Annotated in this window: 26 protein-coding genes; 15 read left to right on the top strand and 11 right to left on the bottom strand. The window is 43.3% G+C overall.

Annotated features, from left to right (window positions below):
* Positions 1–284: 284 nt before the first annotated feature.
* The 5 genes from rpmH (at position 285) to mnmE (ending at position 4,390) form a co-directional block, all read left to right on the top strand.
* Positions 285–419 (top strand): 50S ribosomal protein L34, encoded by a 135-nt coding sequence (gene rpmH, locus FTU46_RS13645; protein WP_000831329.1) that lies wholly within the window; start codon positions 285–287, stop codon positions 417–419.
* Positions 420–448: 29 nt separating this feature from the next.
* Complete coding sequence (gene rnpA / locus FTU46_RS13640) at positions 449–844, top strand: ribonuclease P protein component (protein WP_034706193.1); 396 nt, start codon at positions 449–451, stop codon at positions 842–844.
* A gap of 9 nt (positions 845–853) precedes the next feature.
* Positions 854–1,174, top strand: a complete 321-nt coding sequence (gene yidD, locus FTU46_RS13635) for a membrane protein insertion efficiency factor YidD (RefSeq protein ID WP_005233127.1) — start codon at positions 854–856, stop codon at positions 1,172–1,174.
* A 5-nt stretch (positions 1,175–1,179) separates the two neighbouring features.
* On the top strand, positions 1,180–2,943 hold the full coding sequence (gene yidC, locus FTU46_RS13630) for a membrane protein insertase YidC (RefSeq protein ID WP_179993056.1): 1,764 nt from the start codon (positions 1,180–1,182) through the stop codon (positions 2,941–2,943).
* 91 nt (positions 2,944–3,034) lie between these two features.
* The gene (mnmE, locus tag FTU46_RS13625; protein ID WP_104426795.1) at positions 3,035–4,390 is read left to right on the top strand and encodes a tRNA uridine-5-carboxymethylaminomethyl(34) synthesis GTPase MnmE; all 1,356 of its coding nucleotides are present in this window, start codon (positions 3,035–3,037) and stop codon (positions 4,388–4,390) included.
* Positions 4,391–4,433: 43 nt separating this feature from the next.
* On the opposite strand, the gene FTU46_RS13620 is transcribed toward mnmE, so the two are convergent.
* On the bottom strand, positions 4,434–5,579 hold the full coding sequence (locus FTU46_RS13620; protein WP_180025587.1) for an MFS transporter: 1,146 nt from the start codon (positions 5,577–5,579) through the stop codon (positions 4,434–4,436).
* Between the two features lie 172 nt (positions 5,580–5,751).
* On the bottom strand, positions 5,752–6,015 hold the full coding sequence (locus tag FTU46_RS13615) for a metal/formaldehyde-sensitive transcriptional repressor (protein ID WP_180018418.1): 264 nt from the start codon (positions 6,013–6,015) through the stop codon (positions 5,752–5,754).
* A gap of 56 nt (positions 6,016–6,071) precedes the next feature.
* Here FTU46_RS13615 and dmeF point away from each other — a divergent pair, with 56 nt between their 5' ends.
* Positions 6,072–7,007 (top strand): CDF family Co(II)/Ni(II) efflux transporter DmeF, encoded by a 936-nt coding sequence (dmeF, locus tag FTU46_RS13610; RefSeq protein WP_180105182.1) that lies wholly within the window; start codon positions 6,072–6,074, stop codon positions 7,005–7,007.
* 136 nt (positions 7,008–7,143) lie between these two features.
* Entirely contained in the window at positions 7,144–7,842 is a 699-nt protein-coding gene (locus FTU46_RS13605) for a DsbC family protein (protein ID WP_180105181.1), read from the top strand.
* Between the two features lie 81 nt (positions 7,843–7,923).
* Here the strand turns inward: FTU46_RS13605 and FTU46_RS13600 are convergent, their stop codons facing one another.
* The 5 genes from FTU46_RS13600 to FTU46_RS13580 all read right to left on the bottom strand — a co-directional run bounded on the left by FTU46_RS13600 (position 7,924) and on the right by FTU46_RS13580 (position 13,161).
* Positions 7,924–8,181: a GlsB/YeaQ/YmgE family stress response membrane protein gene (locus tag FTU46_RS13600; RefSeq protein WP_034171345.1), complete on the bottom strand. Its 258-nt coding sequence runs from the start codon at positions 8,179–8,181 to the stop codon at positions 7,924–7,926.
* A gap of 175 nt (positions 8,182–8,356) precedes the next feature.
* Entirely contained in the window at positions 8,357–8,884 is a 528-nt protein-coding gene (gene hpt, locus FTU46_RS13595) for a hypoxanthine phosphoribosyltransferase (RefSeq protein ID WP_004780337.1), read from the bottom strand.
* 211 nt (positions 8,885–9,095) lie between these two features.
* Positions 9,096–10,415 carry a guanine deaminase gene (gene guaD, locus FTU46_RS13590; RefSeq protein ID WP_180105180.1) on the bottom strand — a complete coding sequence of 440 codons (1,320 nt, stop codon included), beginning with the start codon at positions 10,413–10,415 and terminating at the stop codon, positions 9,096–9,098.
* A gap of 255 nt (positions 10,416–10,670) precedes the next feature.
* Entirely contained in the window at positions 10,671–11,636 is a 966-nt protein-coding gene (locus FTU46_RS13585) for a TerC family protein (protein ID WP_180048206.1), read from the bottom strand.
* A gap of 331 nt (positions 11,637–11,967) precedes the next feature.
* On the bottom strand, positions 11,968–13,161 hold the full coding sequence (locus FTU46_RS13580; RefSeq protein WP_180105189.1) for a sugar transporter: 1,194 nt from the start codon (positions 13,159–13,161) through the stop codon (positions 11,968–11,970).
* A 292-nt stretch (positions 13,162–13,453) separates the two neighbouring features.
* Here FTU46_RS13580 and FTU46_RS13575 point away from each other — a divergent pair, with 292 nt between their 5' ends.
* Positions 13,454–13,741, top strand: a complete 288-nt coding sequence (locus FTU46_RS13575) for a GNAT family N-acetyltransferase (RefSeq protein ID WP_004780333.1) — start codon at positions 13,454–13,456, stop codon at positions 13,739–13,741.
* On the opposite strand, the gene FTU46_RS13570 is transcribed toward FTU46_RS13575, so the two are convergent.
* Positions 13,734–14,087: a hypothetical protein gene (locus FTU46_RS13570; RefSeq protein ID WP_180105179.1), complete on the bottom strand. Its 354-nt coding sequence runs from the start codon at positions 14,085–14,087 to the stop codon at positions 13,734–13,736. The two genes, FTU46_RS13575 and FTU46_RS13570, sit on opposite strands and share 8 nt — an antisense overlap.
* 202 nt (positions 14,088–14,289) lie before the next feature.
* Here FTU46_RS13570 and FTU46_RS13565 point away from each other — a divergent pair, with 202 nt between their 5' ends.
* Positions 14,290–14,760 carry a BLUF domain-containing protein gene (locus tag FTU46_RS13565; protein WP_180012271.1) on the top strand — a complete coding sequence of 157 codons (471 nt, stop codon included), beginning with the start codon at positions 14,290–14,292 and terminating at the stop codon, positions 14,758–14,760.
* Positions 14,761–14,817: 57 nt separating this feature from the next.
* Here the strand turns inward: FTU46_RS13565 and FTU46_RS13560 are convergent, their stop codons facing one another.
* Together FTU46_RS13560 and mpl are read right to left on the bottom strand one after the other, a co-directional pair.
* The gene (locus FTU46_RS13560; protein ID WP_180105178.1) at positions 14,818–15,900 is read right to left on the bottom strand and encodes a zinc-dependent alcohol dehydrogenase family protein; all 1,083 of its coding nucleotides are present in this window, start codon (positions 15,898–15,900) and stop codon (positions 14,818–14,820) included.
* A 346-nt stretch (positions 15,901–16,246) separates the two neighbouring features.
* Positions 16,247–17,611 (bottom strand): UDP-N-acetylmuramate:L-alanyl-gamma-D-glutamyl-meso-diaminopimelate ligase, encoded by a 1,365-nt coding sequence (gene mpl / locus FTU46_RS13555; RefSeq protein ID WP_180053992.1) that lies wholly within the window; start codon positions 17,609–17,611, stop codon positions 16,247–16,249.
* Positions 17,612–17,852: 241 nt separating this feature from the next.
* Here mpl and FTU46_RS13550 point away from each other — a divergent pair, with 241 nt between their 5' ends.
* The 4 genes from FTU46_RS13550 to FTU46_RS13535 all read left to right on the top strand — a co-directional run bounded on the left by FTU46_RS13550 (position 17,853) and on the right by FTU46_RS13535 (position 22,068).
* Positions 17,853–18,194: a DMT family protein gene (locus FTU46_RS13550; RefSeq protein ID WP_180012287.1), complete on the top strand. Its 342-nt coding sequence runs from the start codon at positions 17,853–17,855 to the stop codon at positions 18,192–18,194.
* Positions 18,195–18,391: 197 nt separating this feature from the next.
* Positions 18,392–18,904, top strand: a complete 513-nt coding sequence (purE, locus tag FTU46_RS13545) for a 5-(carboxyamino)imidazole ribonucleotide mutase (RefSeq protein WP_004780321.1) — start codon at positions 18,392–18,394, stop codon at positions 18,902–18,904.
* A 28-nt stretch (positions 18,905–18,932) separates the two neighbouring features.
* The gene (locus FTU46_RS13540) at positions 18,933–20,054 is read left to right on the top strand and encodes a 5-(carboxyamino)imidazole ribonucleotide synthase (RefSeq protein WP_180105177.1); all 1,122 of its coding nucleotides are present in this window, start codon (positions 18,933–18,935) and stop codon (positions 20,052–20,054) included.
* A 718-nt stretch (positions 20,055–20,772) separates the two neighbouring features.
* The gene (locus tag FTU46_RS13535; protein WP_218948194.1) at positions 20,773–22,068 is read left to right on the top strand and encodes a lytic murein transglycosylase; all 1,296 of its coding nucleotides are present in this window, start codon (positions 20,773–20,775) and stop codon (positions 22,066–22,068) included.
* A gap of 102 nt (positions 22,069–22,170) precedes the next feature.
* Here the strand turns inward: FTU46_RS13535 and FTU46_RS13530 are convergent, their stop codons facing one another.
* A complete protein-coding gene (locus FTU46_RS13530; RefSeq protein WP_180105176.1) occupies positions 22,171–23,298 on the bottom strand; it encodes an anhydro-N-acetylmuramic acid kinase in 1,128 nt (375 codons plus the stop codon).
* A gap of 63 nt (positions 23,299–23,361) precedes the next feature.
* Between FTU46_RS13530 and tyrS the strand changes: the two genes are divergently transcribed.
* A complete protein-coding gene (gene tyrS, locus FTU46_RS13525; protein ID WP_161792066.1) occupies positions 23,362–24,594 on the top strand; it encodes a tyrosine--tRNA ligase in 1,233 nt (410 codons plus the stop codon).
* A 498-nt stretch (positions 24,595–25,092) separates the two neighbouring features.
* Positions 25,093–25,383 (top strand): hypothetical protein, encoded by a 291-nt coding sequence (locus FTU46_RS13520; RefSeq protein WP_166139244.1) that lies wholly within the window; start codon positions 25,093–25,095, stop codon positions 25,381–25,383.
* Positions 25,384–26,154 lie beyond the last annotated feature (771 nt).

Here is a 26,154-nt window from a genome sequence, read left to right as displayed (position 1 = left end):
AAAGTTTAAATTTAAATTCAAAACTCATGAGTTAAATTTAGATTTCACATAAGTTGTGGATAACTATGTTGATATAAGTGTTAATAACTTATATTTAATTTTAAAACAAATAGTTATATTGTGGTTAACTTATATATAGGTATTTGAATACAATTTTTTTAATCCCTATTTACAATTTTGATTTCAGTCTTATTTGAAAAGAAAGTGGCTTTTGCATTGACAGCTCAAGCAATGAGCACTAAAATCGCGGACCTTTATAGAAAGATCATTTTTGGAGTTTCAATATGAAACGTACATTCCAACCATCTGAATTAAAGCGTAAACGCGTTCATGGTTTCCGTGCTCGTATGGCTACTAAAGCTGGTCGTCAAGTTCTAGCTCGCCGTCGTGCAAAAGGTCGTCACAGCTTAACTGTTTAATCAGTTAGGCTTTGCCGATTTTGGGTGTTATGACTACACTTTATAGTTTTGGTACAGAGCTTCGTTTACGCTGTGCTGCAGATTATAAAGGAGTCTTTGATGGTGCGCTTTTTAAAGTGCATCAACCCCATTTCCTTTTTCTTGCAAAACATTCCGAACTGCCAAACAGCCGTTTGGGTTTAGTTGTTGCCAAGAAAAAAGTGCGCCGTGCGCACGAACGAAATCGAGTAAAACGACTTGCTCGCGAAAGTTTTCGCCTGCATCAACAGCAACTAGATGATTTGGATATTGTGGTTATGCCTAAAGTAGGTATAGAAGCAGTGCCGAACGCAGAGTTGCATCAGCAATTACAATTTGCCTGGCAGAAACTCAACCGTCTTGCCAAAAAGCATTCCAAAATAGCATCATCCTCCCCACAAAAGTAGAGATGGCCAATGGTACGTTTACTGCATTGGTTAATACGTTTCTATCAGATTGCGATTAGTCCTTTATTGGGACCACGCTGTCGTTATATTCCAACATGTTCTCAATATTCCTTGGAAGCAGTCCATACACATGGAGCTGTACGTGGTGTGTGGCTGGCTACTAAGCGTATTTGCCGTTGTCATCCGTGGGGTGGCTCTGGATATGATCCGGTTCCCCCGAAAGCGATTCGTTTTATTTCATTTCAGCAAATAGATTCTCAAACGCTTCACGTTGCTGTACCCTTTCGTGATCGTTTATTGAACCAAAATCACTCTAACCACTTGGGGTAATACATATGCAACAATGGGCCAGGATTGCAATTCTCGGAGCCATGTTTGTTGTCGCATATTTGCTCATTTTGGCGTGGCAAAAAGATTATGGCAATGCTGAAACCAAACCACAGCAAGAAGCTGCGGTTGTTTCACATGAAGTATCTGCAGATTTGCCAAATGCTCAGACGGCGACGACCGCCTCTGATCTGCCACAAGCAAATATGCCAGCGCAGCAAGCAACGGATGCCACCGCACCTGTAAGTCAGCAGCTTATTTCAGTACAAACTGACCTTTATCATCTTTGGATCAATCCTAAAGGTGGTGATATTGTTCGTGTTGAATTACTCAATCATGACAAGAATAAAGACAGCGATGAACCGTTCGTCATGCTGGAAAGCGATGCGAAACGGACTTATGTCGCTCAGTCGGGCCTGATCGGTCTGAATGGACCGGACAGCAGCCGTAGTGGCCGTCCAACCTATGAGCTGGAAAAAACGGCTTATACACTGGCAGATGCCAAAGCCGCTAAAAATAAAGATGGCGAAACTGTCAAAGTACTTTCTGTACCTATGGTCTTTAAAACGGCTGATGGTGTAGAAGTCATTAAAACCTTCAACTTTACTGAAGGTGAATATCCGGTAGTTGTGAATCATAAAGTGGTCAACCGCAGCGGCCAGACCTGGCAAGGTCAGATGTTCGGTCAGATCAAACGTGACAATTCCGAAGATCCTGGTAAATCTGATCAGGGTATCTTCACACTGGGAACGTTCCTGGGCGGCGCTTGGGGTACACCGGATGAAAACTACAACAAGTTAAAATTTGACAACTTTGTTGAAGAAAAACTGAATACCGAAGCCAAAGGTGGCTGGGTTGCAATGGTTCAGCACTACTTCGTGAGTGCCTGGGTGCCAGGTAACCTGAAATTGACTCAAGCCAATGGTGAAGCCTACAGTGCGAAGCTGGAATCACGTAAATCAACTGATAACATGAATATCATTGGTTTTACTTCTCCAACTTTCAATGTGCCTGCAGGCACCGTAGCTGAAATCGATGCGACCTTCTACTCTGGTCCAAAAGTTCAATCGGAGCTGAAAGACCTAGCGACTGGTCTGAACCAGACTGTAGATTATGGCTGGTTATGGCCAATTGCCAAACTGCTGTTTGTTGGTCTTGAGTTCTTCCATGGTCTAGTGGGTAACTGGGGTTGGGCAATCATCCTGTTAACCGTACTGGTTAAACTGATCCTGTGGCCATTGTCGTCGAAGAGCTACCGCTCTATGGCGAAAATGCGTGTGATTGCACCTGAAATGCAACGCATGAAAGAAGAGTTCGGTGAAGACCGTATGCGCTTCTCTCAGGAAATGATGGCACTGTACAAACGTGAGCAGGTGAATCCACTTGCTGGCTGTTTACCACTGTTACTGCAAATGCCAATCTTCCTGGCACTGTACTGGGTATTGATGGAATCTGTAGAACTGCGTCATGCACCATGGATGTTCTGGATTCAGGATTTATCTTCAATGGATCCTTGGTTTATCCTGCCATTGATCATGGGGGCGACCATGTATATTCAGCAGATGTTGAATCCGCAGCCAACTGATCCAATGCAGGCGAAAGTGTTCAAGATTATGCCAGTGATCTTTACAGTATTCTTGCTGTTCTTCCCGGCAGGTTTGGTGTTGTACTGGATTGTGAACAACTTGATCACAATCTTGCAGCAAACACTGATCAACAAGTCTGTTGCCAAAGACCGTGCTAAACGCGATGAGGCAACACCAGTCAACTAAGTTGTACTGATGGGCTGAATAAATCCGCTTAAGATGGTAATCTTGAGCGGATTTTTTTTGCTGTATTTTTAAGTTTTTCTAGGTGAATGTTATGCTCGACCGAACTACGATTGCTGCGATTGCAACTCCCCCAGGACGTGGCGGTGTAGGTGTCATTCGCCTATCGGGTCCCAAGTCTTATGAAATTGCCCAGGCCTTGAGCCAAAAAGATTTGCCCAAAGCCCGTTTTGCCGGGTTCCGTCAGTTCTATGATGCAGCCGGTGAAGTAATGGATGAAGGTCTGGTGATCTGCTTCCCGAATCCGAATTCCTTTACTGGTGAAGATGTAGTAGAACTGCAAGGTCATGGTGGCCCGGTGATTCAGAATGCCCTGTTGGGCCGTTTGCTGGAACTGGGTGCCACTGCAGCCAAAGCCGGTGAATTCTCGATGCGTGCCTTTGAGAATGGCAAGCTGGATCTGGTACAGGCTGAAGCCATTGCCGATCTGATTGATGCGACCTCCCAAGCGGCTGCCCGGTCTGCCGTGCGTTCTCTACAAGGGGCATTCTCGACTAAGGTCAATACGGTATTGGAACAGCTGATTCATTTGCGTTTGCATGTCGAAGCGGCAATCGATTTTCCTGAAGAAGAAATCGACTTCCTGGCGGATGGCAAGATTTTAAATCTGCTGGATGGCGTGGCGAATGCCGTCACTCAGGTTCAGCAATCTGCACGTCAGGGTCAGTTACTGCGCGAAGGTCTACAAGTGGTGATTGCCGGTAAACCGAATGCAGGTAAATCTTCCTTGCTCAATGCCCTAGCAGGTAATGAACGTGCGATTGTGACCGATATTGCCGGAACAACCCGTGATGTATTGCATGAAAAGATCACATTGAATGGCCTGCCGATTACCCTGACTGATACTGCTGGTCTGCGTGAAACCGGCGATATCGTGGAAAAAGAAGGCATTCGCCGCGCGATTAAAGAAATTGAACAGGCCGATCTGCTGTTGCTGGTTTATGACCTGAGCCAAGGTGATGACCCATTACAACTCGCTCAAGAATATTTTGCCGAACATCTCGAGCCGAAACGTCTGGTCCTGATCGGGAATAAAGCCGATTTGACCGGTGCCGATGCTGTCATGGGAGATTTTAACGGCTTCCGTCATATTACTGTCTCAGCCAAGCAAGAAACTGGCGTCCAGTCGCTCATAGATGCGATTACGGCGCATGCAGGCTTCCAGCCTGAAGAAGATACCTTTATTGCCCGTACCCGCCATTTAGACGCAATGAAGCGCACTCAGATGTACCTAGCTGAAGCCCGTGAGCAACTTGTAGTGTATAACGCAGGTGAACTGGTCGCAGAGTCTTTACGTCTGGCACAGAATGCGCTGGGCGAAATTACGGGTGACTTTAGTGCGGATGACCTGCTGGGCAAGATCTTTGGATCGTTCTGTATTGGAAAATAATCCTTAAGTTATATAAAAAAGCCCTCAAATGTGGGCTTTTTTATTAGGCTTTTAGCTGCAATTTTTGATGCCATAACCAAAGGATTAGACAGAGTGCACTGATCGCCACACAGAAACTGATCACGGCAAATCCTAAGCCGAAGTGATCAGCCAGATACCCCACCGCGATAATCGGCACAATCGTGCCCAAATAGCCAATAAACAGGTAAGTCGACATCACGGCTGCCCGATTTTGCAAGGTTGTGATCGCATGAATCACACCGAATGCGCCCATTAAGGCAAAACCATGTCCAATCCCGAATAAGATATCACTGGCGAAGAACAAGATACTTGCTTTAAGGATCATACAAAGAGCAAGGCTAACCAAGCTCACCAGCATAATCATCAAGCCAATATTCAGACATTTCTTTGCAGGAACAGCTTTAGCAAAGAACTGCACCACAGCAGAAATCAGCAAAATGCAGGTAATGGCGGTACCACTGACCAAAGGACCATGCCAAGGTAAGATATCCTGCACAAAAGACGGTGACAGTGAAGCAAATAAACTGAAAGCAGCAAAGGCATTAAATGCAGTCAATCCCACAATCATGAATACAGCATGATACTGAGGTTCAGGACGCAGTAATTTCGGTGCAATACTAAAAGGCTGGCGTTCAAAAGCAGGTGTTTTTAGCCAGAATAATCCGACAAAACACAGCACTGCCCCAAGAATAATTGGGAGGTATGGAGTAATTAATGGAGCTTGAGAAAACTGCGCAATTACCCCACCCACAAACGGCCCCAAACCAAAACCTATAGCCGTCAGAATCGATACCAGTTGTGGTGCAAGCTGCTTATGAGTTTCTGGAATGGTTTGCATCATGCCTAGCATTGCTGAAGTGGTCATCAGACCTGAAGCAATACCAATGATAAAACGACCCACCGACAAAATTAGCGCATTCTCGGCAAAGACTGAAATGACCAAGCCAATGCTAATAAATACCAGACCAATTTGCAGGGTTCTTAAGAAACCAATCGTGTTGCTGGTACGTCCCAGGAATAACAAGGTACCCAGACAGCCAAACATATAGGCGACAAAAATATAGGTAATCTGGCTTGGCGATAAATGCCAGATCTGTTGATAAATGGGATAAAGCGGACTTGCCAGTGCTGTACCGATGGTACCCATAATCAATGCAAGACTGACCATGGCGAAAGGTCGCCATGAGATATTTTCTGTCATGTAGCTGCCGTAAAAGTTTCACCACATTTTAAAAAGAATGATGTGGAAGAAAGAAGAGAATGGGTGGCAGTGTATCGGTTAGATGAAAAAGCGGTCAATTATCTTGCTGTAAAGAAAACAAAAATGTTGAACTAAACAATTAGCCATAACGCTTTAATAATTTTAAAAACTCAGCCAGTTCTTCTTCATTAACCACAGCTTCTCCAATGACATGCTCTCTTAAATGGGTCTCGATCAACTCATTCATCAAACCGTTTATGGCACCTTTAACGGCTGCAACCTGTTGCAGGACCTGAATACAGCCTGTCTCAGGATTCTGGAGAGACTGCTCTACGGCGTTCATCTGACCTTGCAAGCGCCGTACCCGGTTTAATATTTTTTTATCATCATGTACATGACTCACCACAAATCTCCAAAAATAAATATACTAGGGGGGAGTATTAATAACAGTTCCCTTTTATGCAAAAACATACCGCCAATTCGCACAGCCATCAATTTGATGAAGGTAATCCACTCGCACAGAAAAAGATTCTGTTTGCCACGATTCTGACTGCCGTCATGATGGTGCTGGAAGTATTAGGGGGATGGATCTTCCAGTCAATGGCTTTACTTGCTGATGGCTGGCATATGGGCTCGCATGTATTGGCCTTGGGACTAGCTTACTTTGCCTATAAAGCGGCCCGCCATTATGCGAATGATCCCCGCTTTAATATGGGTACTTGGCGGATTGAAATTCTGGCCAGTTATAGCAGTGCAATTTTATTGCTTGTAGTAGCCGGTTTTATGGCGATTCATTCAGTAGAACGTCTATTTTCGCCAGTTCAGATTCATTATAGCGAAGCCATTCCAATCGCGATTTTAGGACTATTGATTAATCTGGCCTGTGCCTGGTTGCTGCATGATGATGGGCACCATCACCATGATCATCATCATGGGCATTCCCATTACGAGCATGATAATAATCATGGTCATCATGACTTGAACCATAAAGCGGCCTTTCTGCATGTGGTTGCTGATGCTGTAACTTCTGTTCTGGCGATTATTGCTTTGATTGCTGGAAAATATATGGGCTGGGATTTTCTCGATGCAGTACTGGGACTGGTCGGCTCAATCCTGATTGCACGCTGGGCGATTGGCCTGCTAAAGCAAAGTGCCAAGACTTTACTGGATGCCGATATGGATGCCCCAGTGGTCGAAGAAATACGTGAAGTCATTGCTGAATATGGGAATGATCTGCATTTAACTGACCTGCATGTATCGAGAGTCGGTAAAGGTAAATTTTCCTGTTTTGTTGCCGTTCAAACGGGAATCCCCATTAGTGCTGATCAAATCCGTGAGGCGATCTCTATTCATGAAGAAATTGTGCATATCTCGGTGGAAGTCAATCAGCATTAAGGGGTCAATGTTCCACGTGAAACATAACTGATTGATCAGTTCGATTTGAACATCAGGCTACATAAAATAGTCAGAATTTTCTTTTTAAAAAGACTAGAATCAAAACACATTTAACTTGGACCTGAGCAGGACATTCATGCAAATAAGAAATATGCTGCTGGCTTTAACCCTCTTCCCTGGCCTTAGCTTTGCCAATGTGGATACAGTTAAAGCCAATCTGGCAAAAAACAGTCCCAACCTGAAAATTGAAAATATTCAGCCTACCGAAATGAAAGGAATCTATAGCGGTTCCATGCAGGGGCAGATTGTCTATCTGAATGAAGATGCCCAGCATCTCCTAGCTGGTTCAATGTTCCGTATTCAGGACCAGCATAATCTGACTCAGGATTTATTACTCAGACAAAACAGTGTCGACTGGAAAAAGTTACCGCTACAGGATGCGATTAAATCAGTCAGAGGGACCGGAAAACGTCAGCTTGCCATCTTTTCTGACCCAAATTGCCCGTATTGTAAACAGCTTGAAGTAGAGCTGAAAAAACTCAAAGATGTCACGATTTATACCTTCATCCTGCCTTTAAAGCAGCAGTCAATTGCGCCATCTAAACAGGTTTATTGTGAAAAAAATCCGGCACAAGCTTGGGAAGACTTAATTAGTCAAGGCATACAGCCTAAATCGAAAAAGAGCTGTAGCAATCCAATTGAACGTAATAAACAGCTGGCACAATCACTCGGTGTAAATGGCACACCAGCGATTATTTTCTCGAATGGTTTTAAAGTGATGGGCGCTCAGCCGGCAGAACAGATTGAACAAGGCTTCAAAGAATTCGGCCTGTAAAATTCTGACTATACTCAATAAATAAAAAAGAGCACTTAAACCAGTGCTCTTTTTATGAAATAAACTTATTCCAAGCAGGGCTTAGATCCGTTTACGTTTGGTCACCATATTGTAGATAAACAGGATGACTACGGCACCGATCACTGAGGCAATAAAGCCTGCGGCAGAATCTTGGGAGTACAAGCCCAGCATACGTCCGGCAAAGGTCGCAACCAGTGAACCGGCAATCCCCAGCAGGGTCGTAACAATGAATCCAGCTTTGTCATCACCAGGATGAATCGCGCGTGCAACCAGACCCGCAATAAAACCCACTACAATCGCAACGATAATTGACCACATCAGCATACTCCTTGTTATCATGTCTTTGTTTTTACATCATGTTTATCTTGCGGCAAGAAAAGCACTGAAAAAAGTCATGTCCTGCAACGGGCTGTTGCGTTTTTGTTTGCTGTGTTACTGAAATGATTCAAGAAATAAAAAAAGTGGCACGAAGCCACTTCTTTTAAACCGGTTCTTAAAGACCGATTTCACCAATAAATGGAATATGACGGTATTTTTGATCATAGTCCAGACCGTAACCAACAATGAACTTGTCTTCGACTTCAAAGCCCAGAAATTTTACTTCCAGCTCGATTTCACGACGTGAAGGTTTGCTCACCAAAGTGCATAGTTCAATTGAGTTTGGCTGACGGGTTTGCAGGATTTCCAGGACTTTGCTTAAGGTATTACCTGAGTCGATAATATCTTCAACCACTAGCACATCTTTACCACGGATTTCACCGTCCAGATCTTTCAGGATTTTGACATCACGGCTCGAAATCGTACCACCGCCGTAGCTGGATACAGTCATGAAGTCGAGTTCATGTGGCTTGGTAATGGCACGACACAAGTCTGCCATGAAAATCACTGAACCGCGTAACAAACCGATAAGTACAAGCTCTTTGTCACTATTGGCATAGTGTGCATCGATTTTAGCACCAAGCTCTTTGACTTTAGCTTGAATTTCTTCAGCGGAAATCATTACGCTCATTTGAACGGTCATGGGTAGATACCTAAAAAATAAAAATAGCAAAATAAAAAAGGTGTTGACCTGCAACACCTGAATTGCAGCAATTTTAATACATCCTTGCTTGAGATGCACCTGTTTTACTTGCTGTAAATGTAATCAATTTTTGGGCTGCTGTGAATCTCTCTTCAGCGCAAAGGCACAGACGGCGACGATTGCAGCCAAAATGATCCTGCGCTGACGCGATTTATTGGGCTTTGACATAGATAGCCTGTCCATAGACATAGGTTGCTGCAATATTACGGTCATCCCCCAGCATGGTCAGTGCAAAAAAGGTATCTTCAATATTTTTGGCCCTGCTCTGGCGTAGTTGTTGTAAAGCGGTGGCATTAAGATCCAGCACCACAAAGTCTGCTTCTTTGCCCACATTGAAATTCCCCAAGCGGTCATCCAGACTTAAGGCTTTCGCACCACCTAGGGTCGCATGATATAGCGACTCAAAAGCCGAAAGTTTTTCTCCTTGCAGCTGTTGCACTTTATAAGCCTCATTTAGGGTTTGGAGCTGGTTAAAGGAGGTTCCTGCCCCGATATCAGTACCCAAGCCGACTTTCACGCCTTTATCCCAGGCTTTCTTCAGTGGAAACAAGCCGCTACCCAGGAACAGGTTTGAGGTTGGGCAGAAGGCAATCGCAGAGTCGGTTTGATGCATACAATCCCACTCCCCTTCTTCCAGATGCACACAATGCGCAAATACGGATTTAGCGCCGGTCAGCCCATAATGATGATAGACATCCAGATAGCCTTCACGTTCCGGAAAGAGTTCTTTTACCCAGGCAATCTCATTTTTGTTTTCACTGAGATGAGTATGGATATAAACATCTGGATATTCGACTTTTAACTGCCCTGCTTTTTCCAGCTGTTCAGGCGTTGAGGTCGGAGCAAAACGTGGCGTAATCGCATAAAGATTACGTCCTTTACCATGCCATTTCTCAATCAGGGCTTTAGAGTCGCTATAGGCAGATTCTGCAGTATCCGTCAGGGCTTCAGGTGCATGGCGGTCCATTAGCACTTTACCGGCAATCAGACGCATATTCTGTGCTGTAGCCGCTTCGAACAGTGCTTCTACCGAGGCTGGATGAACGGTACAGAACACCAAAGCTGTGGTTGTACCATTTTTCAGCAATTCCTGAATAAAGAACTGTGCAATTTTCTGGCTATACGCCGGATCCTGAAACTGGATCTCAGTCGGGAAGGTATAAGTATTTAACCATTCTAGTAGCTGTTCCCCATAAGCACCGACCATTTCAGTTTGCGGGAAATGGATATGGGTATCGATCATACCCGGAATGATGAGCTGTTCAGGATAATAAGTAATATCCAGACCTTCAGGGAGCTGCTGCTGACCTTCCTGCCAGGAACCAAACCACTGGATTATTCCATTTTTTATGATGAGTAAACCATCTTCTATATAACGCACTTGGTCGTGAATTTCACGTGCTTGGGCAACTGTATTCTGGATATCGAGGAAACGACCACGGATAGCTGTCGTCGCAATGTAAGAAGACATTGAAAACCTGCACTTTGTAATTTTTTCGATTGATTGTAGCTGAAAAGTTCTAGCCTGTATGGGAAATACACAACTAAAAATCCCCAAATTTTAACAATGCAAAATAGCGGCCAAGATCAAAGCAATTATCACGAGATTTTTAAATTAGATTTAAATAAAGAAAATGATGCTAATTAAAGTAGCCAAAACGATCACTGGCCTGAAATAAAAAAAGCCCGCATTTTGCGGACTTATCAGAAATGACGAAGCAATTATTTATAGCGCTGTTTCATTGTATTTTTTGCTATGACGGATTGATAACCATGCGGTAATCGTCAGCACAATGACAATAAAGCTCAGGGAAATCCAGATCGGCATATGGAATACTTCCAGCATCAGCATCTTGAAGCCGATAAAGACCAGAATGATCCCGAGGCCATAAGGCAGATAGTACATTTTTGATGCAGCACCAGCGAGCAGGAAGAACATGGCACGCAGACCCAGAATCGCCATCAGGTTCGCTGTTAAAACAATAAAGGGATCGGTGGTGACAGCGAAAATGGCTGGGATCGAGTCTACCGCAAAGATCACATCAGAAGCTTCCACCAGAATCAGCACCAGAAATAATGGCGTTGCCCACAGGACACCGTTCTGATGCACAAAAAATTTATTGCCACGCATTTGCGGCGTAATCCGGATATGTTTGCGTAGCCATTTCAGAACTGCCATATCTTCAATATCGGTATGCTCTTCTCCTTGGCCGCGCAGGAATTTAAAACCGGTATAAACCAGAAAAGCACCGAAGATATACAGAATCCACGAGAACTCCTGTACGAACCATGCGCCAATAAAAATAAAGATGGTCCGCAGAATAATGGCACCCAAAACGCCATAGAGCAGCAGCTGGCGTTGCAGTGCAGGAGGAATAGCAAAGGCAGCAAAGATCATCAGCCAGACAAAGACATTATCAATTGCCAGAGATTTTTCCAGCAAATAACCGGCAAAGTATTCCATCACCTTCTGGTTTGCCAGAGCAGCCCCTGAAGTCTGTTCCAGATACAGCCATAATGCACCGCCAAACAGAGTCGCTACACTGACCCAGGCAATACTCCAGTAGGCGGCAGTACGGACTTTGGTGGGCTGTCCGTGCTGATGCTTAAAGCCGATAAAATCGATGACCAGCATCACTGCAACGATAATGAAAAAAGCCAGATACAGCCAGGGTGTACCAATTGTTTCCATGGGAATTCTCCACATCTGACAATCGGCCATAAAAAAACCTTGACCTGCTGTCAGATGAAATACATCTATAACAACATGATCAAGGTCTTGCCTACATCTTTGTGCTTTACTGGAGGAGATCCAGTCGCATTTCAAGATGCTCAGATACCGACTTTTTGCAAAGTGTAATGACGATATTCTGACACGTTCAAAAACTGAAACTTCATTCTTAAACGTTTGGAGGAGGCTACTCCCCTTGTTCAAACTCAATTCTGTTTGAGCAATTGCTCAATATCAAATGAGCATGACAGATTTTGTGCATAATCACAAATTATTTTACAAAAAGCAGCGTTTAATCAGCAGCTTTGGGCAGAAAGTCCAAACGCTGAACCAAATAAAGACTAAGCAGAAATCCAAGGATCGCCAGCCCTGCGCCTACCCAGCCAATGCTCGATAGCCCGATCTGAAGCGTGACAATACTGCCAAGCAAAGCTCCTCCGCCAATACCGACATTATACAGGCCGGAATAAATGGCCATGGCAACATCTGTGGCATCTGCAGCCAGGTTCAGGGTTTTGGATTGTAGGGCCAGGCTGAAACCAATGATGCTCAAACCCCACAGCAGAGATAAGCCAGACAGACCGGTGACTGTGCTCGACAAGGGCAATAACAGCAACATGGAAATAACCAGTCCAAAAGTAAAAGCAGGAATAGTCATTTTCGGAAACTGTGCGGCAAAGCGGCCAAACAGATAAGAACCCAGGAATCCTGCTCCGCCATAAACCAGAAGTAAAGTTGTGGTCTGGGCTGAATCAAAGCGGGCGATATTCAGGGAGAATGGTTCAATATAGCTATAAGCGGTAAACTGCGCCGTAATCACCAGAATGGTGAGGGTAAAGACTAGCATCAGGCTTGGACGTTTGATCAGGCTTTTTAAGCTGCTGAGGGAGCCTGAATTGACACTTGGAAGCAATGGCAAGGTTTTGGCCAGAATCAGGCAAATGATCAATGCGAGACACGCAATCAGGGCAAAACTATTACGCCAGCCATACGCCTCACCAATCATCCGGCCAAATGGAATACCGAGCACCATTGCCATCGCCGTTCCTGTGGCCAATAAACCGAGTGCCTGAAACTCTTTACCTTTCGGTGCGACCCGAACCGCGAGTGAAGCGGTAATCGACCAGAACAAGGCATGTGCGATGGCAATCCCTATCCGGCTGATCACCAGCATGCTAAAACTCCAGGCAAAATAGGACAGCAGATGACTTAAAATAAAGACCGCAAAGACCAGCATCAGTAGAAAACGCCGTTCTATGGCTTTAGTGAGCAGCATGATCGGAAGAGATAGTAGGGCCACGATCCAGGCATAAATGGTCAGCATGATGCCGGCCTGAGTGGCGGACATGGCAAAGCTTTGCCCGATTCCACTCAGTAATGCCACAGGAATAAATTCGGTGGTGTTAAAAATAAAAGCCGCGCAGGCTAAAGCGATGACACCAATCCATTGCTTGGTGACGGAAGAAGCGGAAGATGAGTCAGACATACGAAGTTGCATGCAAAAAGATGCTGCATTCTAATCCTGTCTTTCTCAATTAGGGAGTAGGTAAAATTAAATTTTTGGGGTGATATGTGATGACTAAAACTGCATCACCCTCAATCAGGCAAAATAGAGAAATAAAAAGTTATCAATATTTGAAAAAAATCACAGGAAATGATGAAAGAAAATAAAAAATTTCATCCAATATTAAAAACTTAACAATAATTCATATTATTTCTTTAAGAAGATGTTTTAAATTAAATAAACCAATAATTTTATTAAGAGATCAGCCTTCAGTATGGACATTCAACATCAAGATTCAAAACGCGGCGGTGTATTTTTTATGGAGGAAGATGGTCGACGTCTTGCTGAAATTACATATCAGTGGCAAGAAGCATCGACCATCGTGGCTGATCATACCTGGGTAGATAATTCCTTACGCGGTCAAGGCGTAGCACGCAAAATGCTGGATGTACTGGTCGACTTTGCCCGCAAGAATAGCTTAAAAATTATTCCCCAGTGTTCCTATGTAGATGTCATGTTTAAACGTGATCGCAGCCTACAGGATGTGGCAGCTGCTATTTAGCAATTAAATTAAACTTATCCAAGATAGAGATATGTTGTAATTTGCCTTTAAGTGCAGGTACAGAAATACGCTGCAGCAGGTTATATACGCCATAACCTGCCATCAGGCCTATGCTGTTCCATAACACTTCTTCATATTTGCCTAACAGCGTAAGTATTCCTATCATCAGGCTTACACTGATATAAAAAAACATACGACGGCGAACAAACTGTAAAAGCGTCCAGCCTACAAAAACTGAACTGAGCAGAATGTTGGTCTCGGTCGTCAAGGCCATCTCATTCAGCATAATCAAAAGCATAAAACATATACACAACAACGCTACAGTGAAAATCAGATCTTTTAACATCAGGTTTCACTCCTTCATCATTATCGCTATATATCTGAAATCATTGATTTCCTCTCAGGAGGTAATTGTTAGAAGTTTTCTTTGGAAAAGCAAACCTAAAACAATGTAAGCAAAAACGGATATTTGATTAAAAAATGATCGACTTAAATTAAAATAATTGATTAAATTATGCTTTTAATTCTTTCTTCAGTGAGATGACCTTATGCTACAGCTTTGCTACGCCAGTGAGCGGATAGAATCTGAACAAGAGTTATTACAGGATCTTAGCGATATATTATCTGTAGCGAGAAAATTTAATAAAGCTCACCAAATTAACGGGGTTTTATATTATTCCCACGGCAAGTTTTTTCAATGTCTGGAAGGTGAGGCAGAGGTGGTAGAAAATCTGTTTCAGAGTATTTGCCGTGATCCACGCCATCATCAGGTGCTTCGCTTTCAGGATGCAACGGTAGAACGTCCACATTTCTCGGAGTGGTCGATGAAATATGTCCATAAACATAGTGAAATTTCTTCTTTATTTTCACGTTTAGGTTTAGGCCAATTTGAACCTCATGCACTGCAACAGGAACAACTGGGTGGATTCCTGGAACTGCTCTATCGTCTGGATGAAAATCAGGCCAATCTTGCTTCTCCTCAAGGTTATAAACAGCGTGGTTATATTCCCTATTTTTAATTGATGCTAAAAAATAAAAAAGTCCGCATAGCGGACTTTTTTGTTGCCAATGATGATCTAAGTCATTTCAATCATGACCTTTAAAGCCTTTTCGTCAGAGGCATGTTTAAACACATCATAAGCCTTTTCAAATTCAGCAAACTTAAAGTGATGGGTGGCCAGTTTTTCCAGTGGTAACTTGCCGGAACAGCAGGTCTTGAGCAGCATACCGGTGGTATTGGTATTGACCAGACCTGTGGTAATGGTCAGGTTTTTAATCCAGAGTTTATTCAGTTCAAAATTGACGGATTTACCATGTACACCGACATTGGCCAGATGGCCGCCTTCTTTCACAATGTGCTGGCAAATATTCCAGGTGGCTTCTAAGCCCACCGCTTCAATAGCACAGTCCACCCCTCGCTCATCAGTGAGTTCCAGTACACGTTGAATAGCATCCTCATTGGCTGAATTCACGGTATGAGTGGCACCAACAGTTTTGGCAAATTCCAGCCGGTTATCATCGACATCGACCATGATGATATTGGCTGGAGAATAAAACTGGGCAGTGAGCAAGGCACTCATGCCAATCGGGCCGGCACCGACAATCGCTACATTGTCTCCCGGTTTGACCTGACCATATTGCACACCAATTTCATGTGAGGTCGGCAAAATATCTGAAAGAAAGACCGCAACATCTTCATTCAGACCTTCCGGTAAATGATAAAGAGAAGTATCGGCAAATGGGGTTCGGACATATTCGGCATGAGTGCCATCAATCATATAGCCCATGATCCAGCCACCCTCGTTTCTACAATGGGCATACAGCTGTTTCTGACAGTTTTCACAGGTGCCGCAGCGGCTGACACAGGAAATAATCACCCGATCGCCCTTTTTAAAGTTTTGAACAGCGGAACCGACTTCTTCCACAATACCAATACCTTCATGACCGAGAATCCGGCCATTAAAGCTGCCGGTTTTTTCTTTTGCAACCTCCTCAATTTCGGGGTTTTTGCCTTTCCAGATCCCGAGGTCAGTACCACAAATGGTGACTTTGCTAAGTTTGATAATGGCATCAGTGGGTTGCAGAATTTGGGGAATAGGACGTTCTTCAAAACGAATATCATTGGCGCCGTAATAAACCATGGCTTTCATTGTTGTCATGACAGATCTCCTAAGGAAATGAGGGTCTGAACAAGAGAGATAAAGCTATTTTTTTGCTGCCTTTACAGCCTAGAAAATCATCAGGAGGGTTGAGGATAAAAGAGGATCGAAATGCTGTTGTTCTTATTGATTGTGCCTAGGGCACTCAAAGACTGCAATGAGTCTTATGTTCAGATTGCAACAAAAGATAATGAAAAGAAGAAAGATAAATTTTAGCTGTTTTAATAGTGAAATAAGAAAGTTGATTTGAACTTGAATGAAGTTTAATTTTCTTAAAAAAGATAGAAAGCGAATTTAATTTTTAAAATAAAAAAGCCCGCTATTACGGGCTTTTTTATATAAATTTTTAAGCTTTTAAAGCGCTAATCAGTTTCTGATGTAGCCCGCCAAAACCGCCATTGGACATGATCACCACGGCATCGCCCTCACCTGCTTCAGCCACTACGGTCTGGATAATCTCATCCAGAGTACGTGCGACTACAGCTTTATTTGGCGCAGCGTCAATTACCGGTTGCAGATCCCAGTCCAGACCTTCAGGTTGATACCAGATCACTTCATCCGCCAGACGCGCGGAATGTGCCAAGCCATCTTTATGACTGCCCATACGCATAGTATTGGAACGTGGTTCAATAATTGCCCACAGCTTACGTTCACCGAGACGCTTGCGTGCGCCATCAAGGGTGGTATCAATCGCGGTTGGGTGATGGGCAAAGTCATCATAGACTTCAATGCCGCGTACAGTGTCCAGCAGTTCCATACGGCGCTTAACACCGCCAAAGTTTGAAAGTGCTTCACAAGCCGTTTCAATAGAGACACCGACATGTTCAGCAGCAGCAATCGTTGCCAGTGCATTGGCTACACTATGCTGACCGGTCATATTCCATTTCACTTCGCCTTTCACGATACCGTATTGGAGTACCTTGAAGTGAGAACCATCTTCTGAAAGCTGTTCAGCATAAAGCTCAGATTTTTCATTGGCATCTAATGAAGTACGAACCACAGGCGTCCAGCAGCCCTGCTCTAGCACTTCATCAATATTCGTTTCAGTAATTGGCGTAATAATGCGGCCTTCACTTGGAATGGTACGCACTAAATGGTGGAACTGTTTCTGGATCGCTGCCAGATCATCAAAGATATCGGCATGGTCAAATTCCAGATTGTTCAGAATCGCCGTTTTAGGATGGTAATGCACGAACTTGGAACGCTTGTCGAAAAAGGCAGAATCATATTCATCGGCTTCGACACAGAAGTATTTCCCGCCACCTAAACGCGCACTTTCAGAAAAGCCAAGCGGGACACCGCCAATCAGGAAGCCAGGTTCTAAACCGGCCTGATCCAGTACCCATGCCAGCATGGTGGTAGTTGTGGTTTTACCATGCGTACCAGCTACACCTAAAACGTGTTTACCTTGCAGGACATGATCTGCCAGAAACTGTGGACCTGAAATATAAGGCAGGCCTTCATTCAGCATATATTCTACAGCATCAATACCACGTTTCATGGCATTGCCGACAATGATCAGATCCGGATGCGGCTGTAAATGGCTGCGGTCGTAGCCCTGCATTAAAGTAATGCCTGCATTTTCCAGCTGGGTCGACATCGGTGGATAAACGTTTTGATCCGATCCTGTCACCTTATGGCCTAGATCACGTGCCAGTAATGCCAGTGAACCCATAAAGGTGCCACAAATACCCAAAATATGCAGATGCATCTACTTCACTCCATTTTGCCTGACACATCACTTTGTACTGGTGCTGTTGCCATGATTTATTCGATTTGCAAGCAACGATAGCAAGGCTTTGACCGAAAAGATAGTCAAAGTTCAAGCATTCCTGCGGGATTTTTTAAATCCTGTTTCACAGACAAATTCAGGGAAATTTTCAAGCTTCCAGAATATCTTTTAGCAAAATAAATCGTAAAATAAGCCCGAACTTTTTGCAGAGTGCATGCAGATGCTACCGGCTCTCTTTCTTCTGGTGATTGCCAACTGTTTTATGACCCTGGCCTGGTATGGACATCTCAAATTCCTGCCGCATGATGCACCGCTGTGGCAGGCGATTTTATTTAGCTGGGCCATTGCCCTGTTTGAATATAGCCTGATGATTCCAGCAACCAAATTATTGGCCCAACAGGGACTGGCGGTGGGTCAAATGAAAATTACCCAGGAAGCCGTCACTCTACTGGTCTTTGTTCCCTTTATGATTTTCCTGTTCAAACAGCCGTTTAAACTGGATTATTTATGGGCAGCGCTGTGTCTCTGTGGCTGTGTCTATTTTGTATTCCGCAGTTCCTGAAATCATCTACTAGCCACTACTTCCCTATTTTTATTCCAGTTTTTAAGAATCCAATAAAAAAATAAGAAAAATCGAGCCTTGCTTTGACCGTTAAATTTTATGAAGCTGAAAAATCAGTCTATAATATGCATTCCTATTCAAGCTTGGCTCTCTCGTCGAGATTTATCTTTCTTACTTTAATCTCTGGAAAATTTGCAATGAATGCGGCTGCTGCACAAGATACTCCTCTCGTAGGTATTATCATGGGTTCTCAATCAGATTGGGCAACTCTCGAACACACTGCCAAAATGCTCAAGCAGCTTGGTGTCCCATTTGAAGCCGAAGTCGTTTCCGCACACCGTACCCCGGACCGTCTGTTTGAATATGCTGAACAAGCGCGTGATCGTGGTATTCAGGTGATTATTGCCGGTGCAGGTGGTGCAGCGCATTTACCAGGTATGTGTGCAGCCAAAACTGATCTGCCAGTACTGGGTGTACCCGTCAAATCTTCGATCTTAAATGGTGTCGATTCATTGCTTTCTATCGTGCAAATGCCAGCGGGTATCGCCGTAGGAACATTGGCGATCGGTCCTGCCGGTGCAACCAATGCAGCCATTATGGCAGCACAGATTTTAGGTTTAACCCGTCCAGAGATCGCAAAAAATGTCGCAGATTTCCGCGCGGCACAAACCGAGAAAGTCGCAAGTAACAATATTCCAGGTCAAATGTAAGTCCAAGCTTAATACGGGATCAAACACAATGGATAAAACCATCGGTATTTTTGGTGGCGGCCAGTTAGGTCGGATGATGGCACAAGCCGCACTACCTCTAAATATTCAATGTACGTTCTTTGAAGCCAATACGGACTGCCCTTCTGCGGCTTTGGGTCCGGTTTTCTCAACAAAAGCTGTAAATGGCTTGCAGGATTTCATCAATAGCGCAGATGTCTTCAGCCTGGAGTTTGAAAATACACCCCTAGCTGATGTCGACGTTTTAACGCAAAACAAAGATCTGCATCCGCCTCGTCAGGCTTTAGCCATCGCACAACATCGTCTGTCTGAAAAAGCCCTATTTGATGAACTGGAAATTCCGGTTGCACCATATAAAGCGGTGACTTCAGTCGAAAGCTTGCAGGCGGCCGTTGCTGAGCTTGGCTTACCGATCGTGCTAAAAACCTCTCGTGGTGGTTATGACGGCAAAGGCCAGTTCGTTCTACGTTCAGCAGATCAGATTGATCAGGCCTGGGCGGAACTCGGCCCTGCTGGTGAATTGATTGCCGAAAGTTTTGTGACTTTCTCGCGTGAAGTATCCATCATTGCGGTACGTGGTCAAAATGGTGATGTCAAAACCTGGCCATTGGCTGAAAATCATCACCATAACGGCATCCTGTCGCATTCCATCGTTCCGGCACCCAATAGTGCGGATCTGCAGCCAGTCGCGCAAGAATACATTACTCGCCTGCTCAATCACTTGAATTATGTGGGTGTCTTGACCCTTGAGCTGTTTGTGACAGACAAAGGCCTGTATGCAAATGAAATGGCACCACGTGTGCATAACTCAGGTCACTGGTCGATTGAAGGCGCTGTCTGCTCGCAGTTTGAAAACCATATTCGTGCGGTCGCAGGTCTGCCACTGGGTTCAACTCAAGTGGTGCGTCCAACCGTGATGGTGAACATTATCGGTCAGCATCCCAAATCTGAAGATGTCCTGACTTTAGAAGGCGCACACCTGCATCTGTACAATAAAACAGAACGTGAAGGTCGCAAGATTGGTCACATCACTTTGATGCCCACAGACAGCGCTCAGCTGACCACTTTATGCCGTCAACTGGCGAAGATTTTACCGAATCCATTGGCATTGAGCGAAGATATGACCATCTAAGCTTTGAGCTGCTGATAAAAAAAGCGATCACTTCGGTGATCGCTTTTTTATTTGTCCAGATTCAGGCATGATTGCGCCTCTTTAAAAATCCCCTGCCATTGGTCGGATCATTTTTAAAATCAATTGCTTATAAACTGATCAATTGAGTATAAATATAATAATTTAATTCGCTGCTATTTTGGGCTGAATTCTGGGTTATTCACTTGTGGATAAACTTAATATTGAGTTTGAATTTAAAACTGGAAATAGATTTTAAATTTAAATTCATAAAAATAAATTCAAATTTAAAAATGAACTTTGAATTTAAACTTCGCTGCTTAAATTTAAATTCAAAAATATGAATTCAAATTTGAAAGCTGATCAATGAATTCAAAGTTCTGAATTTAAATATAGTTCCTTCTAATAAAAATGAATTTAAAATAGAAATACTATATACCAGAAGCCTTTGGCTGATTGAGCAGTCCTAATCTAAAGACAAGTTATCCACAATAAATTTTTAAATTCAAAAGTAATTTCCTGAGTTTTGAATTTAAATTTAAAAAATGAGCCTGATTTGAATTTAAAATGGACTTGTGGATAAGTTTTTAAATTTAAAAGCTACAAAATGAATTCAAAAGTGTAGGAATTATGAATTTAAATTTACGCATTGGCGCTTTAATTTTCGTCATGAGCTGCTAAGGTAGAAACATAATTCAAAATCTAAATATTTAAGGGTCTTATGCAACGGCTTGCACTTTTTGTTGGTTCTTTGGTTTTAGCTGCTACACAGGCACAGGCAGAACTGATTATTAATGGTCAGCGTGTGACATCAACGGATATATCCTCTGTTCCGAGCAGCCCCGTCAATTATGCGTCCCAAAATAATTTTCAGAATTGTCTTGCCAATTTGCGCAGTCAGGCGATTGCACAAGGCGTAAGTGGTTCAACCTACGATCGTTATACGCAAAATTTAACACCCGATTATTCTGTGATTGAAAAGCTGAATTATCAGCCTGAGTTTTCGACTCCGATCTGGGATTATCTGTCCGGACTGGTGGATGAAGAACGTGTACAACTGGGTCGACAAAAACTGCAGCAACATCGTGAGGTATTAAACCGGATTAGCACAGCCTATGGAGTACCGGCAGAAACCATCGTAGCCGTATGGGGCGTAGAAAGTAATTTTGGTGATATTTCCGGGAAGTATCCTTTATTACAGGCCTTGGGTACTTTGAGTTGTGAAGGTCGTCGTCAAAGTTATTTCCGTGGTGAGTTCTTCACCACTATGAAACTGTTACAGCGTGGCGATGTCTATGAAAGCCAGCTCAAAGGTTCATGGGCAGGCGCATTTGGTCACACCCAGTTTATGCCATCAACCTATGATGAACTAGCGGTAGATTTTGATGGGGATGGTCGTCGTGATTTAGTCGGCAGTATTCCTGATGCACTGGCTTCTACAGCCAATTTCCTGAAAAAACGTGGCTGGCAGACTGGCCAACCTTGGGGCTTTGAAGTAAAAATTCCACAAGGCATGTCTGTTTCAGGCGAAGGCCGACGCAATAAAAAATCACTGAGTAGCTGGATGAACCGTGGTGTGGTGCGCGCTGACGGTACTTCGCTATTGCAGGGCAATTTATCAGAATCTTCTCAGGCTGGCTTATTGGCACCTGCAGGTGAAAATGGCCCGGTATTTTTAGTCTTTAAGAATTTTGATGCCATTTATAGCTATAATGCAGCAGAAAGTTATGCTTTAGCGATTGCACATTTATCTGACCGCTTACAAGGTAAAGGAAGCATCCAGGCAGCTTGGCCAACCGATGATCCGGGTACGTCACGTGCGGAACGTCGCGAGATCCAGCAATTCCTGTTAAACCGTGGCTATGATATTGGTGAGGTAGATGGTCTAATTGGGGATAAAACCCGTCAGGCGATTCGTCAGGAACAGAACCGTCTGGGTTTAAGCCCGACCGGTCGTGCAGGACAGCAAATCCTGCGTGCATTTAGAAATGAAAATGCCAAACTCATGATGCGTTAGGAAGAATTTAGACATGATCTAAATATGATTCTTCATTATAAAAAAGGTCTGCAAATATGCAGACCTTTTTTATAACTATATATAGTGAGCTTAAAGCTGCTCTTATACAGAGGTAATTGTACCCAGAACGCGATAACCTGATGCACCTGTCACAGCCGGCAGATTGCCGCTGAGTTGATTCATAAAACGCATCGCCAGCCAGGCAAAAGCTGTGCCTTCCACCCAAGTCGGATTTAAGCCAAGGTCGGCTGTGGTTTGTACGCTCCAATGATGTTTACGCAAACGCCAGCGTAACTGTTCCAATAAATGTGAATTATAGGCACCACCACCACAAACATAAACTTCACCGGTATCCAGACCGGAACGGTAAATGGCTTTTTTAATCGCACGGGTAGTGAGCTTCATTAAAGTAGCTTGCACATTCTCTGGTGTATCTTCAAGTTCATCATATTGAAGGTCATTGCGCCAGTCGGCAATCTGTTCGTCCAGCCATTCCAGATTAAAGTCTTCGCGGCCAGTGCTTTTGGGTGGCTCTTTTGAGAAGAATTCATGTTCCTGTAAACGATCCAATAGGCTACGGACTGGCGTGCCATAAGCCGCCCAGTTACCATTTTCATCAAAAGGCTGGCCAGTATAACGCTGACACCAGGCATCCATCAGAATATTGGCAGGGCCGGTATCAAAGCCATAAACCTGATCTGGTTGACCTGCCGGCAGAATGCTGACATTAGCAATGCCGCCCAGATTCAGAATCACACGGTGAATACTGTCATGCTGGAAAATATCTTGGTGAAAAGCCGGAACTAAAGGCGCGCCTTGGCCACCAGCAGCCAGATCACGACGACGGAAATCGGAAATGACCGGAATTTGGGTGATTTCGGTAATAATATTTGGATCACCGATTTGCAGGGTAAAGCCATGTTCGGGGCGATGGCGGATGGTCTGACCATGCGATCCAATCGCCTTAATTTGAGATCGATCTAAATTATTTTCTTTAATCAGCGTATTGATGCCATGACCAATCATTTGTGCCAGTGCGACATCAGCTTTGCCCATGCGGTCGATTTCATTGTCATCTGGCAAAGTCAGTGCCATCAGTTCATCACGAAGATCGGGATCAAAAGGCAAGGTGAGGGTAGCATGAAGCTGAAGTGGATCAAAAGAAGCAGCAACAATATCGACACCATCCATGCTTGTGCCGGTCATTACCCCAATATAGATCGCTGTCATGATTATTCTTAAGCCTGCAATGTGCTGAAAAAGTGTTAGTATATCGCACAAATTGAATAACTGATGTATTTGGATTTTGTGATGTCAAATTTCCTGCCGGCTGAAGAACAACTTGCCCTCATCCAACGAGGCACCCACGAAATTATTTCTGAAGAAGACCTTCTGAAGAAATTAAAGCAGAATCGTCCTTTAAAAATTAAAGCGGGTTTTGACCCAACTGCACCGGACCTGCACCTAGGTCATACAGTTTTAATCAATAAATTAAAAGTATTCCAGGACCTGGGTCATGAAGTGTACTTCCTGATCGGCGACTACACTGCGATGATCGGTGACCCAACGGGTAAGAGCGCAACCCGCCCGCCATTGTCACGTGAGCAGGTGCTAGAAAACGCAAAAACTTATCAAGAACAAGTATTTAAAATTCTTGATCCAAACAAAACCAAAGTCGTGTTTAACTCGGAATGGTTTGCACAAAAAACTGCAGCTGACCTGATTCAATTGGCATCACAACAAACAGTTGCACGTATGTTAGAGCGTGATGACTTCACCAAGCGTTATAACAATCAGCAACCGATTGCGATTCACGAATTCTTATATCCACTGGTTCAAGGTTATGACTCAATTGCTTTAGAAGCTGACGTGGAGTTAGGTGGTACAGACCAGACCTTTAACCTGTTGATGGGTCGTACTCTACAAGGCCGTTATAACCAGGAAGCGCAGGTATGTATCACTGTGCCAATTCTTGAAGGTCTGGATGGCGTGAACAAGATGTCTAAATCTTTAGGCAACTATATTGGTGTATTTGATGCACCGGGCGCGATGTACCAGAAAGTATTATCTATGCCGGATTCACTGATTGAGCGTTATTTCGATCTGCTCAGCTTCAAATCTATAGAAGAAATTCAAGGCTTGCTGAAAGAAATCGAAGAAGGCCGTAACCCGCAGGAAGTAAAACGTATCCTTGCGCTGGAACTGGTAGAACGTTTCCACGGTGCTGAAGCTGCCGCTCATGCCCATAAAGGTGCAGGTAATATCATTACTGAAGGTGAACTGCCTGAAGGTACGCCAGAAGTGACCATTTCACGTGGTGAATTTGGTGGTGAGATCTTCATTACTTCAATTTTACGTGAAGCTGGCTTAACCAAAAATGCTGCTCAAGCTAAAGATGCCTTAGGCCGCGGCACTGTAAAAGTGGACTGGAAACCGGTTGATGCGTCTTTTTCTGTGAAAGAGAACGTAACTTTAATTATTCAGGCCAGCAAAAAAGCAATTGCAAAAGTGACCTTCGTTGACTAAGGCCGGTTCTAAGTTATTGAAATAAAAGCAGGCTTCGGCCTGCTTTTATTTTTTAAGTTGTATATGAATTATATAAATATAGAAATTCAAAAAAAACCTTATAAAAACAACATTTAAATTTTGCCATTTGGCTTGCATTTCTGGTTTTTTGTGTATAAGATTTATTCGTCTAGAGATTCCGTGAAAAGCATATCTAGAGGGTAATGATCAATAACAGACAACTCCATAATTGATCAGGTCTCTAAGTGAAGAGACAAGTTAATATAATGTGAATAACTATAATAATGACATAATGGATCGGGTAAAGATTCAATTCTAAGGAAGAGATTTTGGGAGAGATCTCTTCCTTTTTTATTGGTGTTGTCTGGCTATATGTTCAATCTTCAATAAATTCAAAACAAAGATGGATGAATTAGCTGGGATTCAGGTTAAATCCATAGTGAGATGAATGAATCATCTTTGAATCTCAATCCATCTATAAAAAGAAAGGTAAATAAGGTGTATCAATACCAGACTGAACAGATGTTTGATGAAGACATCGATTTCATTTTGCGTTTTCTCTTCGAATATGAATCTGCTGAGCAAAAACAAAAATCTTTTGATCAGGTACAGGCTTTATTTCAGCAATTAGATCTTGCCTCTCACTATTTACTCTTTTCATTAGTCAAAGAACGTCTGCCACGTCGGGCCAAATTATTGTTTGCTGCTGAAGACTATAGTGGCAAGAAAGAAGTGATTGAGGAAGTGATGCAGCATTGGGTAAAAGATAGATACTCAAATGTGGCTTAATCGATTTTAATCTTCTGCTTATTCTTCCGCGCTTAAATAAGCTTTCTGGATAATCTGAAATCTAGAAAGATCATATCCTCATTTTTGCTTCTTAAAAGCAGGGTTAAGAAAAAACCTGTATACAGCAAGGATTTTGAGCTTACAAAAAGCTCCATATCTATAAGTCGGATAGAAAACAGCAAAATATGTAAGCTGATATAAGAAAATTTCGGAAAATTCTGGATACAGCCCTTAAATTTTACGGTCTTATTCAAAAGTCACAGTTTTTTGATAGTTATCAGGTCTTAATAAATTCTACTTTTTTAAATTGAATTGCAATGAATACGGCTTTTATAGAAGAAAAATGCTCAAAATTTAGATAAAAAAGCGATTTTTTAACGAAATTCGTAGAAAAAAGATACATACGTGAAAAATATAGTGAATTGGGGGTTGCAATGATTCTGAATTCCTCTAGAATGCACCCATACCGACGAGATACACGGTGATGAACGAAGCGAGACGCTGAGTTATCAAGTGTTTCAAGTCCAGCTTCTAGCACTGACGAGGTGTTAGAAAGATCATTAAGAGATTATGAAGAACAACTTGTGTGGATTTTTACTGGTTGATCAATCGAATATATTTTCATTGATAATTGGTAGAAATTTCTCGAAGTTTATTTGAGCAAATTTTTTGTCAGTAATTGATGAGCCAGAATTGGTACCTTGTCTTAACTAAGGTACAAAATGATTTTAACTGAAGAGTTTGATCATGGCTCAGATTGAACGCTGGCGG

This window comes from Acinetobacter sp. YH12108 (assembly GCF_013419055.1).
Taxonomy (GTDB): domain Bacteria; phylum Pseudomonadota; class Gammaproteobacteria; order Pseudomonadales; family Moraxellaceae; genus Acinetobacter.
Note: the sequence above shows the minus strand (reverse complement) of the source record. Positions and strands in the feature narration are given on the sequence as shown.